The sequence below is a fragment of the Shewanella sp. 0m-8 genome (assembly GCF_052977265.1).
Genome location: NZ_JBRIMB010000022.1, coordinates 37,997 through 55,196 on the forward strand (window position 1 = coordinate 37,997; position 17,200 = coordinate 55,196).

Genomic DNA, 17,200 nt, shown 5'->3' on the forward strand with positions numbered 1-17,200 from the left:
TAACAATCGATAGCTAAGAGCAGCCTTAGGGCCGCTCTTTATGTTGTTACTTTTTATTACGCTTCACAGGGTGTTTCTCTGGGGTTAAAAGTGAAGCTTAATGCCTAGTTTGGCGATCTTCGATTGCTCAACCGCTAAATCTCGACTCAATAGCAGTTTTTCTTCATCAGGCATGTCAGGGATGATTAATATAACATGGTTATCTTTAACAGCCATTTTCAACTGTACCGGTTGAGTGCTAATCCGTCCTAAGTTAACCACGATAGCTATTCGAAAGATAACGAGTAACCTGGTTATGAGTAATTTATCTTCTGGCTCCAGTAGCTCAACTCTATTTTGATTGATGCGTTTTCTATGGTTTAACACAAGTAGTGCGAGCAGGGTCTGTTGATGCTGACTAAAACCCGGAAGATCGCTATTTTCAATAATATAGCCACCATGTTTATGATGGGATCGTGAGTTAATATGGATGCCTATCTCGTGTAGTTCGGCTCCGCTTTCTAGCAACCAAAGGTAAGGCGAAATCTGCCAGTCCTCGCTGACTTGCTCAAATAGATGATTGATAGAGTGACTGACATTACTCGCCTGGACAGGATCGGCATGATAGAGCTGTGCCAAGCTGGTAACGGTGCGCTGCTTAATGCTTTTTTGTTGGCCTATTTGTGCCAGCTCGTACAAGATCCCCTCACGTAAAGCCCCTTGGGCAACTTGCATGGTATCTATGGCGAGGCGTTTGAAAAAACTGATCAATATACACAGACCAGCAGGCAGTAGCGCAATGCGTTTGGGGTCAAGATTGGGCAGGTTTATATTATCGATATGACGTGCATCTAACAGATATTGTTTGAGCGTAATTAAGCGTTCTAATGTAATGTCAGTCGGTGTTTCTTGTTGGTGATTTATCGCTTCATATATCGCTTTGACACTGCCTGAGCTTCCGAGCACTAATTGCCAGTTTCCCTTAAAATAGGCATTGGGTAGTAAAGAAAACTGCTTATCGGCTGAAGTCTGTGCGGCCTTGAAGCTGGCTTTGTCGAGTACGCCAGAAGAAAAAAAGCGCTTGTTATAACTCACGCAGCCACATTTGAGGCTGGCTAATGCTGTGGCTTTTGTTTGCTTGCCTATCACAACCTCGGTCGAACCACCGCCAATATCGATAACCAAATTGCGTGTTTGCAGGCTTTGGCTATTGCTGATCCCACTGTAGATCAATCTCGCCTCTTCATGGCCCGATACAATCTCTATCGAGTAGGGGATGATCTTATAGGCGGCCTTAATAAACTGGCGGGCATTCTTAGCGACTCTAAGGGCATGGGTTGCCACCAGACGCACTCTGGGTTGTTCTAGTCCTGAAAAGCGCTGATGAAATTCAGTTAAACAAGTGAGGCCGCGCTCAATGGCTTGCTGATCTAGCTGGCCGTTGTCTGCAATACCTTCAGCGAGCTGAACCTGGCGCTTTTCTTTATGTAAGATCTGAATCGTGCCGTCTTGCTCTCTTGCAATCACTAAGTGAAAGCTATTAGAGCCCATATCGATAGCAACAAAATGGACTGAGTTGTCTTGTGGGGCCACGTTCTATTAAGCCTTCTTTTGTATGGTGTCAGTTTGCCAATAAACAAATGGCGCAGGAGAGTTCGCTAGTATTTGTGCTTGAGTTGCTTCGTAGCGTTGTAAATATTGATGAATAGCCATTTGGCTACGTACCTTTTTTCTATTACCGCGGGAGCGGTATTGATTACTTTGCTCTTGATCGACTATACGAGATTTAGTGTTATCACTTAGCTGGATATGGATGATATCGATAATCATCTTTTTGAGCGCCTGGCTGTAAATTGGCGTACAAACTTCAACTCGCTCGTCAAGGTTGCGAGTCATCCAGTCAGATGAGCCTAAAAAGAGTTTCTGTTCACCATTGGCATGAAATAGCATCACGCGAGAATGCTCTAAATAGCGATCAACAATACTGTACACCTCGATATTACTACTGACTCCAGCAAGTTGCGGAATGAGTATGCACATGCCGCGAATAATCAGCTTAATGATCACACCTGCTTGAGAGGCCTGATACAGCTTTTCGACCATGACTTTATCGACTAAATTGTTTAGCTTCAGCGTGATAGCCGCGGGCTTGCTCAGCTTAGCGTTATCAATTTCATCATCGATAAGGTTGAGCCATTGCTGCCTTGAATTAAAGGGCGATACGATTAAGTGATCAAAGTAATCTCGCTGATAGGGACGCTTAAGTAGATCAAAGACATGCTTAACCTCTCGGGCAATGGCTTGGTTAGCAGTAAACAGTGAGAAATCAGTATAAAAACGCGCAGTACCTTCATTAAAGTTGCCTGAACCAATATGAGCGTATAGCCGAGTTTTGTCGTTTTCTTTACGGCTGATCAGGCAAAGTTTTGAGTGTACTTTTAGGCTCGGGATCCCGTGATGCACCTTAACGCCAGCCTCTGCTAAGCGTTTGGTCCAATCGATATTGGATTGTTCATCAAAGCGGGCTCTGAGTTCGATAACCGCAGTCACTTGCTTGCCGTTTTGTACAGCATCGATAAGAGACTGCATGATGTGGCTGTTTTTGGCGACGCGATAAAGGTTAATCTTAATTGAATGTACAGCCGGATCGAATGCGGCTTGACGCACCAACTCAGTAAAGTGAGAGAATTTATGATACGGGTAGTTCAGTGCAATATCGCTGTGATTTATGGCGTCAAAACAGTTGTTGAAAGCATTGAATTGGCTACTTTCGATGGCGCTAAGGGTCTCATAGCTATGCTTGCGTCGACTCGATACCGGAAAGTCGATAAAGTCTTTAAAGCTGTGGTAACGCCCGCCAGGCACTAAGCATTCGGTTGAGCTGATGCTTAAGCTTCGTTTTAACATCTTTAGCATAGAGCTTGGCATGTTTCGGTCAAAAACCAGTCTTACGGGTTGTGCCTGTAAACGCTTGCGAATGGCATTACTCATTTGTTCTAACTGAGTTTTTTCAAGTTCCTCAGTAATATCAAAGTCTGCATCTCGGGTCATTTTCATTGAATAGACCTGGATGCTGTCGTAGTCAAAGAAAGGCTGGAACAGCTGGTCGATACAGTGGCGAATGATATTGTCTAGTAAGATAAAATGTCTATTCTTACTTGATTTTTCATGGGGAAGCTCAATAAAGCGAGGTAAGTTGGTATTGGGGATTTTTACAAATGCATAGCGACTCACCTCTCCCTTTTGCAAGCTTGTGCAAAGGTAAGTCGAGTCATCATCAATATGGTTAATAAGCTTATTCTGCTTGGTGATGATAAGTGGGGCGATGTGACGAATAAGCTGATCTTTAAAGTATTTATTTAGCCAGGCACTATGAAAGTCACTGAGCTGTTTCTCATTAATCAAGAAGATGTTTTCTCGTGCAAGGGCTTTCATCAAGGCATGATAAGTGTCATCGAAATGCTCCTGAAGCTTAAGCACTTTATCTTGGATCTTATTCATCAGCTTCTGGTTTTTATCTGATGCGTTGGGGTAAGCGAGTAATATTTCACGCCTCACCGCTGCCACTCTGACTTTGAAAAATTCGTCCATATTACTGGAGTAGATCCCTAAGAATCTGACCCTTTCGATTAGCGGAACAGCCTTATCACACGCTTCTTGTAATACCCGTTCGTTGAAAGATAACCAAGAAAGTTCTTTGTCGATAAATAAATCTGGATTGATTGAAGACACTGCCTATCCTATTTTGATTCAGCTTAAATACATCGTTGAGCTAATCGCGCTAGCGCATCCTGCTAGATAGATTCTTACTCCATATAACGCCAGTTTATTGAGCTTGTATGACACTTTTATTTAAATACGCCATAGGTGAGCAAAACTATTGTTAGTGCAGCATGGTGCAACTTATTGGTCATATTCGCGGGTTAAGGTTGAAAATCCAGATGTAAAGCCGATGTGATGAGTGATACTCTTGCGAAACATTTCTTTCATGTTTTGAGTACCATACTTGTTGTATAAGCGATTATTCTTCCCTCTGGCTTTAGCGTGTTATCACAGCTTATTTGTCCCGGTACATGCCTCTGAAATACGGGGGGCAGAGGCTAATACTGCCAAGAGTGATACTCAGGCTGATACTACAAAGAGGGATACTCAGGCCGAAACGAATGATCAGAGCCAGGATGAAGATCCGTCGTCTCTTAGTGCTGAAGACGATCCTTGCTATAGCCAGTCGCAGATGGAAGGCACAATCGATAGGGCTTTTGATTACCTCAATACTAAGTTTTGTCAGCCTGCTATTTGGTTTGATAGCTTTTTTGTGGATGAGCGCGTCGAAGAGGATGCTAGAGCTGGCACTATAGTGCGCTGGTATAACGACTTTTCTTATTATGAAAAAGAAGGGTTTAAGTATCGGGCTAACCTTAACGCTAGATTGCATTTACCCGGTGTCACTAAACGTGTAAAGCTTATTTTGGACTCAACAGGCGAAGATGACCCTTTTGCGTTTATTAAATCTCCAAATGACAAAAATGAAAGAGACATTGGACTGAGGTACGACTGGTACGCTAAAGATCGTGTCAGTTTTAATATTAAGGCTAACTTTAAACCTAAAGTAGAAGCGCGTTGGCGCTACACTTATCCCATTTCTGACAGTACAGTGACTCGGTTAACTCAGAAGCTTTATCAGGAGAAAAAGGTGACGGGGGAGTCGACTGAATTTGATGTTGAGCATGCTTTTAACGAAACATTTGTGGGGCGCTGGAGTGCGGTAGCACAGTACGAGAGTCGTGGTAATGGTTGGGAGTTTGGTTCAAGTGCCAAGCTGTATCAATACATCAATAATAAACAAGCGCTAAGTTACCAAGCCAGCATTTATGGCGTTAATGAGCCTTATCATTATGTGAAAAATGCCAGTGTCAGCCTCACTTATCGGCAGAATGTTGCCAGGGATTGGCTATTCTATTCGATCACTCCTGAATATAATTGGAGTAAAGAGGATGAGTTTTCAGAGCGTATCAATCAATTCATCCTTACATTTTCTCTCGAAGTGCTGTTCCAGAATGTGTAGCATTACTGCTACTGGGATTAACTTTGCCATTATTGTTATTGGCTAACAGTATTAATCGACACCAATAACCGCTTTGATGCTAGGCTCGGTTTTTATCTCAGCCTGTAGGACTGGGGTTGTTAGCTGCTCTGCCAAGATAATAAGACTATCGGTATAGGAAAATCCATAGCCATAGCCACCTTCAGTGCTGACGCCATTACCGAGTAGGTGAGGGTCGCTGAAGTGATCTTTAAAGACATAATCTCCAGACGTTACAGGGGTTATCTGCTGCACTTTAAAGCCATCATTATTCAAGGCTTCGATAGCTTGTTGCAGATCATCATTGAGGCGTTCGTTATCAATCTTACAGGTTGAATATTCAAAGTCAGATGTTTTCGGCTTCGCGGCCCACATCTCCTCACGCTTATCGGTTTCAATCTTGGCAAAATAGCTCTTCACTAATACTATTTTCTGTTTCATTGATGCGCCTTAGTCTGTTATTTTCGTGCAATATTTAGAGGCGTTGATAACGCGAGTCTTGTCTGTTTAACGCTACAGATTACTCTATTAGCACTAACCGGTAAATATGATTAACTCTTTATTATTCAAGGCGGTTATAGAGGGGGAATGACGGTGGGTTAGCGAAAATACTTTCACAATGTTATTGCAACGGCTATTCATTTTTGTTGATAAAGGTAGGCTTATCTTGCTAGGTAACGCTAGCTAAATCTGTGATTTGTTGAAAAAAAGTCCTGTAATTGTTATGGTTGTGTCGCGATTAATCCAGTCAAATCATGTTTTCAGCGAACTAAATAGCACGTTGAATGTTGTCATCTACCTTGGTGTCTTAAGGTATAAACCAGTGGTTATATAGCGAATAGGAAAGTACCTTATTATGTCTAATATAGTGGAACTGAATTCTCTCTCGGAGTTGAAGTTTCATATAAAAACCTTCGACGAAAAGCTTAACGAGCAGTTTTTAACGCTGCCTGTGCAAACTCTACTTAAGAGGCGCGCTAAGCATATAGACGAAATGTTGGTTGCATTATGGAAGATGTACAACCTGCATAATACCTCTATGTCGCTTAATGCGGTGGGAGGATATGGTCGAAGGGCACTGCATCCAAGGTCTGATATCGATTTAGCCATTATTGTCGAGCAAGAACTGACCCCACATCAGCAAGAACAATTATCACTTTTTCTCACCCGCCTCTGGGATTTTGGTTTAGATATAGGCCAAACCGTTAGAACACTCTCTGAATCGACAGAATCAGCCCGCTCAGATATTACCATTGCCACCAACCTGCTCGATATCCGCTGTTTAGTTGGCGCCAAAAAACATGCGCAAACCATTAAAGAGCAGCTTTATCAAAATCAGCTATGGACCAGCCTGTCTTTCTACGATGCTAAAATGGCTGAGCAGCAATTAAGGCACAATAAAGCGCTAAACACCGCACTTTATTTAGAGCCCAATCTTAAGAATAACCCCGGTGGATTGCGCGATGTGCATACGATCATGTGGATTGCGCAAAAGCATTTCTCATTGGCTAATGCCAACGCCCTTAAAACCATAGGCTTTTTACAGCAAGATGAAGTGTATGAGCTGCTCGAAGCGTATGACTTCATCTGCCGTGTTAGATGGGCGCTTCACTGCGTGACACAATCGGCGCAGGATGTTTTGTTATTTGAGCATCAAGCAGGTGTGGCCGAGTTTATGCAGTTTGGCCAAGGCGATAATAGCCAGTTGGCGATCGAACGTATGATGCGTCAACTCTTTAGAGCCATGACGCGTGTGCGAGAGTTAAATCAAATTATCTGTGACTCATTTAAGCTTGATACGCTAAACGAAACCGAGCGCGGCAATCTGCAATCAATTGATAAATACTTCAGTGTTTGTAACGGACTGATTGAGGTTAAGTTTACTCAGGCGTTTATTGATAAACGCCAAGTGATGCGGATGTTCAAGCTTATTGCTGAGAACGATAATATTGATGGCATTGCGCCGCAAACCCTTAGATTACTTAGGCAAACTCGCCGTGGTTTATTGGGTGAGTTACAAGATTATCAAGGGTGTCGTGAAGAGTTTTTAGCGATTTTGGCGCACCCTAAGGGACTGCGTAAATGTTTAGGTTTAATGCACCGTTACGGCGTACTCGCTGCGTATTGCTCACAGTGGCATGCTATTGAAGGTCAGATGCAGTTTGACATGCATAACGCTTTTACTGTGGATGAGCACACCTTTAAAGCGATCCAATATATCGATAGCTTTGCCCTCAATAAGAAAAACAGCCTTACCTATAGTATTTATCAAAATATTGGTAATCGATTCGCACTGGTATTTGCCACACTCTGTCATCACCTATCTGGGAAGCAGGCGATTGAAAACAGCGAATTAAGTGCAATTCAAGCGAAAGAGTTAGCCGAGGAACATTTGCTTAAAGCCTCGACCACAGCGCTGATTTATTGGCTAGTGGCGAATCAAGATGTACTCATTAGTGCCATTCAAACCCAAGATATTAGCGATCCTGATGTTATAAAACACTTGGCTAAATCCATTGGCTCGGAGGGTAAGCTAAACGCACTGTTTTTGTTTACCATTGCCGATATGATGGCGACCAACGAAAGCTACTGGAATGACTGGCAAGAAAGCCAGTTAACTCAACTGTATATGGCGGTTCGTGAGACGTTAAAGCAGGGGATTGAAAATATATTCGAAGTGCGAACAGTTATCCGTGAAAACCAGGCGGATGCCAAGGCTGAGTTGCTAAAACAGGGGGTTGAGGAAGATCGCCTTAATCGCTTCTGGCACAGTTTACCGAATAACTTCTTTAGTGGTAATTCGTTAGTGGATATCATTGAGATAAGCCAAGGTATTTTGGCGGGGGAAGCGGGCACGACTCGAGTGTTGGTGGGTAAAAATGGTGAAAACGGCTTTACCAGTATTTTTGTTTATACCGAGGATAGGCCTAAGCTGTTTGTTGACCTGTTTAAGACGTTAGCAAGTTCGAAGCTTAAGGTGAAAGATGCACAGATGATGCAGACTAAAAATGGTCAAGTATTGGAGATAATTAAGGTGCTAGATCATAAAGATGAGCCTATTGATGATGAGCCAAGGTTAGAGCAAATAGTTAAGCGGATCTATCGCGCTATTGACCAAAAAGACAGACCTAGAAAACTCATGACGCCAAGAGCATTGAAGAATTTCGATAGTCCTCCTGTCGTAACAGTGCTGCACACCACAAAGAAAAATAGAGCCCTACTAAAGGTAAATACCTTAGATGACCCTATTTATTTAGAGCAGATCTGTAATCTATTATCTGAACGTAACCTGAGTATCCACTCGGCGAAAATTAGTACCTTAGGGGAATGTACCGAAAATGTATTTTTGGTCTCTAACGCAGAAAACAGTTCCTTTGGTCATGATGAACAGTTAAAACTCGTGGATATTATTGAAGAAGAGATAGCCTAACCTCAGTTAAAATGCCTGATTAATTTGTGGTTAAGGCTAGGGTTAGAGTTAAGAGTTAGATGTTAGACATTAATTAAGCATTAAGAGTTAGGCGTTAGGAGAACGATTTGAAATTGGTTTTGTTTGATTTTGATGGCACCTTGACTCAACAAGATATGTTTACCAAATTTATCCTTTACTCTGCCACGCCTGTGCGATTAGTGCTTGGCATGGTATTTATGTCACCGCTTTATCTGCTATACAAGTTAGGTATTATCCCTGCGAGAAGGCTTCGGCCGTTTGTGAGTTTTTTTGCGTTTGCTGGCCGCAATAAACAGCAAGTTGAGGCCATAGGGCAAGTTTATGCAGATAAGATCATCCCCAGCCATATTCGACTCGATGCAATGCAAACCCTCAAGCAACATCAAGCTGATGGTGCGACCATTGTCCTCGTCTCAGCCTCACTAGATCTCTACCTTAAACCTTGGTGTCAGATGATGAATATTGAGCTTATCTGCAGCGAAATGGCCTACCATGAACAGCGCTATACTGGCTACTACAGTGCTGATGATTGCAGTTGCCATGTCAAAGCTGACAAGGTCAGTAAACAGTTTGATTTAAGCCAGTACAATATCATTTATGCTTATGGTGACACTAAAGAGGATTTAGCCATGTTGGCGCTGGCTGATAAAGCCTATATGCGGGGAGTGGAGCAGTAAAGGGGCTACTCTTGTTAGTTGTCAACGTTGTAAATATTAAAGCCCTAGTTTCTCACTAGGGCTTTTAAAAATAATGTATTAACCATTAATGGAACTTTAAAGTCTTGGATAGTGCTCTGTGGACTGTTAAGGCGCCATAAATCCGGAATATTCAACCCCGGTTAATCGAGCCATTTCAATATGCCATGTGGCTAAATCGTCCTTATTAAACTGACTCAAGTCGTCATGGCCACAAGCGCGGGCCATGACCTGCATAAGTTGCACCGAAGCGTTAAAAAAATTCTGTAATTGCTTGGCAGATTTATCAATGTTAAGCCTTTTGCGAAGCTCAGGGTTTTGAGTCGCGATGCCAGAAGGGCAGTTGTTGGTATTACATATTCGTGCGGCAACACAGCCAATTGATTGTATTGCACTATTTGATATTGCTACACCATCGGCGCCTAAGGCGAGCGCTTTGACAAAGTCGATGGGAGTACGTATACCGCCAGTGGCAATTAACGTGACTCGACCACTCTCACCTTGCTGCTCAAGGTAACGTCTTGCTCTAGCAATCGCAGGAATAGTCGGCACACTGATATGGTTGCGAAAAATGTCAGGTGCCGCTCCGGTGCTGCCTCCTCGGCCGTCAAGTATGATGTAATCGGCACTGGCATCTAAAGCAAATTGAATATCGCGTTCGATATGGTTAGCGCTGAGCTTGAAGCCAATGGGAATACCGCCCGATACTTCTCGGACACGGTCGGCAAACCGCTTAAAGTCAGCGCTACTTTTAAGATCGGTAAAGGTAGGGGGCGAGATAGCATCAGTGCCTTCAGGTAAACCACGCACTTCAGATATTTTTCCAACATTTTTACTCGCGGGTAAGTGGCCACCAGTACCTGTTTTTGCGCCTTGGCCGCCTTTAAAGTGAAAGCTTTGCACTTGGCTCAGCAAGGCTTCTTTATAGCCAAATTTTGCGCTGGCAAGTTCATAGAAATAACGCGAGTTTTCGGCTTTCTCCTCCGCTAACATCCCTCCCTCACCAGAGCAGATCCCAGTGCCTGCGAGTTCAGCGCCACGGGCGAGTGCTATTTTGGCCTCCTCAGATAGGGCCCCAAAACTCATATCAGAAACAAACAGTGGGATGGCTAATTTAAGTGGTTTACGTGCCTGTGGGCCAATGATGAGCTCGGTTGATACTTCTATGTCTTCCATTAAAGGTTTTGTGGCCATTTGTGCCACCATCAATTGTAAATCGTCCCAGTGTGGGAGCTCGTTGCGTGGTACGCCCATCGCGGTCATTGGGCCATGGCGGCCAACTTTAGATAAGCCTTCTCGTGCCAGTAGGTGGATATATTCAAGGGTCGGCTCTGCTGGCGTATTGGTAGCCTGGGGAGGCGCGTCGCTGATAAGAGTGACTTCAGGGCCTTGTTTACCTATATCGGCTTGAACAAATTGTTCATGTGAGCCGTCGCAAAGAGGCGGATTAGCACTGTATTTACACTGACACAGATAGGCTTCTTCGTTGTTATCAGCAGTGAATGCCAGAGGTGTAAACTCGGTACCAGCATGGGAACCGTCACAAAAAGGCTGGCTTTTAGAGCGACCGCAGCGACAAAAGTAGTACTCTTTTCCCTGTACTAGGGTGACTTTAGCTGGTTTGTTATCGGCAATGATAGGTTTCATTTCCCCCCCTTAAGGTGTGCACCACTAAAAATTGGACGTCGAAAGTTGCTTAAAGCATAGCCATAAATCTATTCACTTGATGTATTTAACATGCTGATGGATTTGAATTAAGGCTTAGCTTGCGGATTAGGATGACTGCCAGCGCTCTTGATTAAGCACACTTGTTCAAGGGGGGAGTTCAAGCTTTAAATAGAAAGCTTTCTATTTAAAGCCTTGGGCCCGCAGTTAACTCAGCTTGAACATTTGATAAATCACGACTAAGTTTTTTAGCTGAGTCTTTTACTTATTCAGAGTCCACTCTTTACCACTTGCAGGATTAGCGAAAAGCTAAAGAGCCTTATAGAGTCGCTCTATATGAAGGTACCAAAATGAGCCAGTTAAAAAAGTTACTAGTCATCATCAGTGTTTTCTTTTGTGCCATGTTAAGTGCTCAAGAGCACTATGATGCTCCCTCTAAGGGCGCTAAAGATATGCCCGGGGCAAAGGGCACCTTTGCTTTTAAACCTACAGATTGGATAGCCGGTGAAACAACCTGGTGGAAAGATACCGACGGTGTGGCCCCTGATGTGGCTGGATGTCACGTGGCTACCGATATAGAAGGTAACTTAAACGGAAGAACCTTTGGAGAAGCCTGCCTTGAAAATGGCTTGCTGGTGGAGTCAAACCCAGGTAAAGATGTGCTGCACCGTCATACCGATGATACCGGTCACCCTGATGTATTTGATTGTAATGCCTGGTGTGTTGGGACGGGCAATACGAGTGGCATGTGCACCGTGGCTCAGGCTGATCCATGTGGAGCGTCTGCCGTGTGTCAGTGCCAATAAATTGCTATTGACTCGAACGTTCGCGTATCTCTGGTTGATGATGTTTTTTGAGTGATGTCTTTTGGTGACCTTTGATGACTTTGCGCTGTTAAGGCAAGGTCATTAATTGTGTCTCAGCGCTAGTATCCATCGTCATAGTATCCATGGCGGTAGCGCTCCCGGTAACGGCCTCTGCATTCATCTACTTTCTGGACCCTGTCAGTCGTGCTTAGCGCTGCTCTATATAGCTACATATACGTATAACCCAAAAGCCCTGAAAGCCTATGCTACAGGGCATCGGGGCTTGTCGACTTGTTGTGTGATTAGTGAATAAATTTATTTTATTTTGTGTGAATATTTTTATATTCCAATTGCAAGTTTTGGTGTAAATTACCGCTACCTTATCTAGTTCAACTTGTATTGATAGATAGATGCCATAGTCCGGTTTAGGTCATTTCACCTAAGTCATTGTGTTGTTTATTTTGAATACTCTACTCCTCCCCAAGCCACCACCTGGCCCAAGATCTTTAGAGCATTCCGTTTTATTAAGAGATCCCATTGAATATTCTATTTTTGATGTATCCGTGGTCGACGATTGTGCCGGAGACCGACACAACGCTGCGGTTAATTCATGAGTGTGTTGCAAGGGGGCATACCGTTGCGCTTGCCACCACAAGTAATTTAACCATGCGTGACTCTGAAGCCAGTGCATTTTGCCAAGTATTCAATAAAGAGGCATCAGCGCCGAGTAACATCGTGTCTTTTTATAAGAAGGCGCGGTTTAAAACGGTTCAGTTGCCACTGGCTGGATTTGACAGCATCTTTATGCGTGCCAGCCCGCCGCTGGATCCTATCGCGCTAAACTTCCTTGATTCTGTGCGTGATGATGTGTTCATCATGAACGATATTGATGGTTTGCGTATCGCCAATAATAAGCTCTATACCGCATCATTTGATGACCCCAATAATACCTTTATTCCGGTTACTCACGTTTCGAAAACACCTGAGTATTTAGAGCAGGTGCTGCGTGAGTCAAAGACGGACAAGATGATCATGAAACCGCTAGATGGTTTTGGCGGTCAAGGGGTTATTTTAGTTGAGAAAGCGGCGCAAAAGAGTTTCCACTCACTGCTGCAGTTTTATATCAACAGTGGCAAAGGCGGCAACTACGTTATTTTACAAGAATATGTAGCGGGTGCTGAAGCTGGCGATGTGCGTATTTTAATGCTCAATGGCGAACCTATTGGTGCCATGAAGCGTGTGCCTGCAGAAGGAGAGGTTCGCTCCAACATTCATGCAGGTGGCAGTGTGGTTAAGCACACATTGACCAAGAAAGAAAAAGAGCTATGCAAGCATATTGGCCCCAAGTTAGTGCGTGATGGCTTATTTTTTGTAGGTATTGATGTTATCAGTGAAAAGTTGATTGAAGTTAACGTACAAAGCCCTGGTGGCATTATGCGTATAAACAAGCTGAATAACGTTAAGCTTCAAAAGAAAGTTATTGATTTTATTGAAAGTGTAATCAATGCCAAACAAGCATTAAACACAAGAAAAACAGAATTTAGAAAGGCGATAGAAGATGCTCACGTTATCTGAAAAAGAATGTATTACGTTAATTAATAAAGGTGAGTGTTTCCACGCTGAAGTTGAGTCTGGTTCATTTACGGTCAAGATTGATGAGTACTCGCCGTTTGTGTGTACCGCTATCCATAACGGCCATCGTCTGCGAGATGAACTGAAAAAGAACTGCAAATTAACCGATGAAGAACGTCTTTATGCTGAGGCGCCTTATACCGCAGAAATGTTGTCGTCTTTTCCTATTGTATTAGTGGGTAACGACTCACGTTTTGAATATGACTTGAACCGCCCAAAGGCGCATTCAACTCATTTTAAAACGGCCTGGGAAAAGCCATTAACCATTAAGCAGCGTAACGAAAGCCATGCAAAACATCAGTCTTTTTATAATGTACTGAGTGCATTGGTTGCGCGTTTAGAGAAGCAGTTCAAAAACAGCATTGTATTTGATGTTCACTCATATAATTACCAAAAAATTGAAGCCGATACGCCAACATTTAATATTGGAACCAGCCAGATTGATATTGAACGTTGGGGGACGACTTGCCAGAACTTTGAAAAGCAGCTGAGTAAAATTGAGTTACCGAACCTTGCTGTACGCGCAGCAAGAGATGAAGTGTTCCAAGGTCGCGGCTATCTTATCGCACATGTGAACGCGCATTTCGATAACACCTTAGTGTTGCCACTTGAAGTGAAAAAAGTGTTTATGGATGAAACCTCTGGTGAGCTATACCCATTGGTTTTAGAGGAGCTGAAAGCGGGCACTAAGCAGGCTATCTCTGAGACGGCGGCTTATTTTATGCGCCGTTTTGGTAAGCGAAAATCGGTCAGAAATGTTGACTTACTATCGTCAAGCTTACCGCCTGAGATCTTGTCGCTTGATAAGAGCCTATTTAAGCTAGCCAGTAACGTCGCCACACTGAAATATATTAACCCGATTAATATTGCCAGTGAGCGGAAAAAGTTTTTAGCCCGTAAAGGTGTCGCAGCGCCAGAGTTTAGCTATAAGCAGCTAAACCTAAACCCATATCAGTTCCGCGAGCAACTATATAAGCTGCCAGTGGCCAATATTATGGATGCGGATATTCAACAGCTTTATCGCCATGTGATTGATAACTTAGCAACAAAAATTGATCTGTTATGCTCTATTGGCACTGACGAGTTTGTTTATAACTCGCTTAAATATTACGGTCAGCCAGATAAAGACGATATTGCTAATGCTGAGTTCTTACTGCGAGCACCCGATCTTGAAGGTGATGACGAAGAGGCCATTTATGATTCTGCCTATGCGGTGAAGTCATTCCAACAGCAAGCGGATGAATGGGGTCTTAAGTGTAAGGTTGAAAAGTCATCGCGTATTGTTGCTAAGGCGATGGTAAACAATGAGCGTGGTAGCTTGTTAATCAACAAAGATGCCATGTTTACTAGCAAAGAGTTGATTGCGTTTGCCTACCATGAGCTGGGCGTACATATGCTGACCACTGTTAATGCTCGCCGCCAAAAGTTAAGGGTGTTGTCCTTAGGGCTTGTGGGTAACACCCATACTCAAGAAGGTGTGGCAATTTACAGTGAGTATTGCTCGGGCAACTTGACCTTAAATCGCCTTAAGATCTTGGCATTGCGAGTTATTGCGGTGAATCTGATGTTAGAGCAGCGTGATTTCTCGATGACCTTTGAAACGCTTAAGCGTGAATATGGTCAAACAACTGAGCAAGCCTTTACCTTAACCACACGTGTTTACCGTGGCGGTGGATTAACTAAAGATTTCCTTTACTTAAAAGGCTTTAGAGATATCGTTAACTTAAGCAAAACCACGTCGTTAGATAATTTACTAGCAGGTAAAGCAGGTACGCTTGATTTACCGATTATCAACGAAATGGTTGAGCGTAATATGTTAGAGCGTCCAATCCCGTTATTTGAGCTTAAGCATAAATCGACACCTGAAACAGCCGTGATCGACTACCTTATATCGGCAATCCGCTAATACAAGCTAGAGTGTTAATAAAGCGCCTTGTTACTCACGTAACAGGGCGTTTTTTATTGCCTATTCGGTACCATTTATAAGTAAGTTGTACCTGGCAGACCGTTTGAGTTTATTGCTAAAACTATTCTCTACAGCCTCATAAAGCGTTATGGTTTGGTATAACATCAAATGACCAAAGGAAGGGATGACGATGAAAATATGCCAACGAATAAGCGCGTTGATGTTAACGCTTGTCGCGGTAACTAGCCCTCAGGCATTTGAGGTTGAAAAGGTTGCTAGTGGACTGGGCACTCCGTGGGGCTTGGCTTACATTGATGCTAACACTATGCTCGTTACCCAAAGAGATGGGGCGATTAAACAGTTGGACCTTAAAACAGGGCTGCATAAGACCTTGCTTGAGCCTGCCAATGTTTGGGCAGAAGGTCAGGGTGGTCTGCTTGATATCGCACTCTCTCCTTTCGAAGCGAATAAAATTTACTTTACTTACAGTAAAGATATTCAAGGTGAGGGCGCCACCACACTAGCAAGTGCGATATATAAAGACGGAAAATTGTCTGCCTGGCAAGATGTGTTTGTATCAAACTCCCGCTCAGATACCGGCAGGCACTTTGGTAGCCGAATTACCTTTGATAATAACAGTATTTACTTTTCCATTGGCGATCGCGGTGTACGCGATAACGGCCAGAACACAACAACTCATGCTGGTGCTATCTTACGCCTAAGCCCCGATGGCACAGTGCCAAGTGATAACCCATTTATCGATAATGCAACGGTGCTTGATGAGATCTGGAGCTACGGCCACCGTAATCCACAAGGCTTATTCTTTGATGCTGATAGCCAAAATCTGTGGTCAATTGAGCATGGACCCCGCGGCGGCGATGAGCTTAACCTTATTAAAAAGGGCGCAAATTATGGCTGGCCGATAACCTCACACGGTAAAGAGTATTGGGGGCCGCTTAGTGTTGGCGACGGTAAATTAAAAGAAGGGGTTGAACCACCAGTTAAGGTGTATATCCCCTCTATCGCACCCGGTAGTTTAGTGCTTTATCGAGGCGATAAATTTCCGCCGTTAAAGGGTAAACTGCTTGCTGGCGCATTGAAGCTAACTCACATCAATGTGATTAGCATTAATGATGCTGATGAGGCTATTGCAGAGCAGCGAATAATGTCAGAGCTTGGTGAGCGGATCAGAGATATTGAAGTCTCACCTCTGGGTGATATTTATTTTAGTACCGATAGCGGTAATATTTATAAGCTTAAAAGATAGGTGCTAGGAAAAGCTAAGAAAGGTCCTAGGTCCTAGAAAAGTCGGAAAAGCTAAGGCGGACGGCCTGCGGTCTTGCGTACGTGACTGCGTCACTTACGGAACGGGTTGAAAAGCTAAGAAAGGTCCTAGGTCCTAGGAAAGTCGGAAAAGCGGTGGCTGTTGTAGGTCGGGCTTTAGCCCGTCAAGCTTGTGCTTTTCCTAGCAGGGCGAAGCCCGTCCTCGCAGCGAAGCGTCCTAGGTTCTAGGGCCTATGCTCTAACCTTAAGTTCTGTACAACACTTTAGTTACGTGATCATTGCCAGTAACTTGGTTGATTTATGTTCTGTACAACACTTTTATCACATGCCAACCGAACTTGGTCTTAACCAAGTGTGGAGTGATTAACTCGCCAGTAAAACAAACCTTATCAAATTGCGGCACCATCTGGCCTTTCTTAAATTCGCCTAAGCTACCGCCTTTCTTACCCGATGGGCAGGTTGAGTGCTTCTTGGCTAGTACGTCAAACTTAGCCCCTTTATTGAGCTGCTTAATAATATCTTCGGCAAGTGTTTGGTGTTTCACCAAAATGTGTAATGCGGCTGCAGTGCGCGCCATCTTAAGGCCTATATAATTTGAAACTAATGGGCGAGATTATATCGTTTATGGCGTGTCTTAGGCTAGCGTTAAGCTAAAGTGACGCTGATATACGCATTCGTGTGTCGTTATTGGTTGCTCTA

Annotated in this window: 12 protein-coding genes; 7 read left to right on the forward strand and 5 right to left on the reverse strand. The window is 43.6% G+C overall.

Translation table 11 applies throughout. From position 1 onward, the window contains the following. Window positions 1–84: 84 nt before the first annotated feature. Both ACVBIO_RS12095 and ppk1 read right to left on the reverse strand, forming a co-directional pair. Window positions 85–1,572 (reverse strand): Ppx/GppA phosphatase family protein, encoded by a 1,488-nt coding sequence (locus ACVBIO_RS12095; RefSeq protein ID WP_447170438.1) that lies wholly within the window; start codon window positions 1,570–1,572, stop codon window positions 85–87. A 6-nt stretch (window positions 1,573–1,578) separates the two neighbouring features. Continuing rightward, entirely contained in the window at window positions 1,579–3,711 is a 2,133-nt protein-coding gene (gene ppk1, locus ACVBIO_RS12100; protein WP_447172714.1) for a polyphosphate kinase 1, read from the reverse strand. 277 nt (window positions 3,712–3,988) lie between these two features. Between ppk1 and ACVBIO_RS12105 the strand changes: the two genes are divergently transcribed. After that, the gene (locus tag ACVBIO_RS12105; RefSeq protein ID WP_447160710.1) at window positions 3,989–5,044 is read left to right on the forward strand and encodes a hypothetical protein; all 1,056 of its coding nucleotides are present in this window, start codon (window positions 3,989–3,991) and stop codon (window positions 5,042–5,044) included. A gap of 51 nt (window positions 5,045–5,095) precedes the next feature. Here the strand turns inward: ACVBIO_RS12105 and ACVBIO_RS12110 are convergent, their stop codons facing one another. Beyond that, on the reverse strand, window positions 5,096–5,503 hold the full coding sequence (locus ACVBIO_RS12110) for a hypothetical protein (RefSeq protein WP_447172715.1): 408 nt from the start codon (window positions 5,501–5,503) through the stop codon (window positions 5,096–5,098). A gap of 415 nt (window positions 5,504–5,918) precedes the next feature. Here ACVBIO_RS12110 and glnD point away from each other — a divergent pair, with 415 nt between their 5' ends. Together glnD and ACVBIO_RS12120 are read left to right on the forward strand one after the other, a co-directional pair. Then, a complete protein-coding gene (gene glnD / locus ACVBIO_RS12115; RefSeq protein WP_447160712.1) occupies window positions 5,919–8,492 on the forward strand; it encodes a [protein-PII] uridylyltransferase in 2,574 nt (857 codons plus the stop codon). 107 nt (window positions 8,493–8,599) lie between these two features. After that, window positions 8,600–9,190 carry an HAD-IB family hydrolase gene (locus ACVBIO_RS12120; RefSeq protein WP_447172716.1) on the forward strand — a complete coding sequence of 197 codons (591 nt, stop codon included), beginning with the start codon at window positions 8,600–8,602 and terminating at the stop codon, window positions 9,188–9,190. 126 nt (window positions 9,191–9,316) lie between these two features. Here ACVBIO_RS12120 and ACVBIO_RS12125 read toward each other — a convergent pair whose 3' ends face one another. Next, window positions 9,317–10,855, reverse strand: a complete 1,539-nt coding sequence (locus tag ACVBIO_RS12125) for a glutamate synthase-related protein (RefSeq protein ID WP_447172717.1) — start codon at window positions 10,853–10,855, stop codon at window positions 9,317–9,319. 368 nt (window positions 10,856–11,223) lie between these two features. Here ACVBIO_RS12125 and ACVBIO_RS12130 point away from each other — a divergent pair, with 368 nt between their 5' ends. From ACVBIO_RS12130 to ACVBIO_RS12145, 4 genes are all read left to right on the forward strand, one after another. Continuing rightward, complete coding sequence (locus ACVBIO_RS12130; RefSeq protein WP_447160715.1) at window positions 11,224–11,679, forward strand: hypothetical protein; 456 nt, start codon at window positions 11,224–11,226, stop codon at window positions 11,677–11,679. A 537-nt stretch (window positions 11,680–12,216) separates the two neighbouring features. Next, on the forward strand, window positions 12,217–13,254 hold the full coding sequence (gshB, locus tag ACVBIO_RS12135) for a glutathione synthase (RefSeq protein WP_447160716.1): 1,038 nt from the start codon (window positions 12,217–12,219) through the stop codon (window positions 13,252–13,254). Then, window positions 13,238–15,217, forward strand: coding sequence for a flavohemoglobin expression-modulating QEGLA motif protein (locus ACVBIO_RS12140; RefSeq protein ID WP_447160717.1), 1,980 nt, complete (start codon window positions 13,238–13,240; stop codon window positions 15,215–15,217). The genes gshB and ACVBIO_RS12140 overlap by 17 nt, the downstream gene beginning before the upstream one ends. Window positions 15,218–15,407: 190 nt before the next feature. Beyond that, window positions 15,408–16,484: a PQQ-dependent sugar dehydrogenase gene (locus ACVBIO_RS12145; protein WP_447172718.1), complete on the forward strand. Its 1,077-nt coding sequence runs from the start codon at window positions 15,408–15,410 to the stop codon at window positions 16,482–16,484. A 315-nt stretch (window positions 16,485–16,799) separates the two neighbouring features. Here the strand turns inward: ACVBIO_RS12145 and ppiC are convergent, their stop codons facing one another. After that, window positions 16,800–17,078: a peptidylprolyl isomerase PpiC gene (gene ppiC, locus ACVBIO_RS12150; protein WP_012156435.1), complete on the reverse strand. Its 279-nt coding sequence runs from the start codon at window positions 17,076–17,078 to the stop codon at window positions 16,800–16,802. Window positions 17,079–17,200: the final 122 nt, after the last annotated feature.

Coding starts and splice junctions, on each gene's coding strand:
- ACVBIO_RS12110 (WP_447172715.1), bottom strand. CDS start 5,503: ATGAAACAGAAAATAGTATTAGTGAAGAGCTATTTTGCCAAGATTGAA.
- glnD (WP_447160712.1), top strand. CDS start 5,919: ATGTCTAATATAGTGGAACTGAATTCTCTCTCGGAGTTGAAGTTTCAT.
- ACVBIO_RS12125 (WP_447172717.1), bottom strand. CDS start 10,855: ATGAAACCTATCATTGCCGATAACAAACCAGCTAAAGTCACCCTAGTA.
- ACVBIO_RS12130 (WP_447160715.1), top strand. CDS start 11,224: ATGAGCCAGTTAAAAAAGTTACTAGTCATCATCAGTGTTTTCTTTTGT.
- ACVBIO_RS12140 (WP_447160717.1), top strand. CDS start 13,238: ATGCTCACGTTATCTGAAAAAGAATGTATTACGTTAATTAATAAAGGT.
- ACVBIO_RS12145 (WP_447172718.1), top strand. CDS start 15,408: ATGAAAATATGCCAACGAATAAGCGCGTTGATGTTAACGCTTGTCGCG.
- ppiC (WP_012156435.1), bottom strand. CDS start 17,078: ATGGCGCGCACTGCAGCCGCATTACACATTTTGGTGAAACACCAAACA.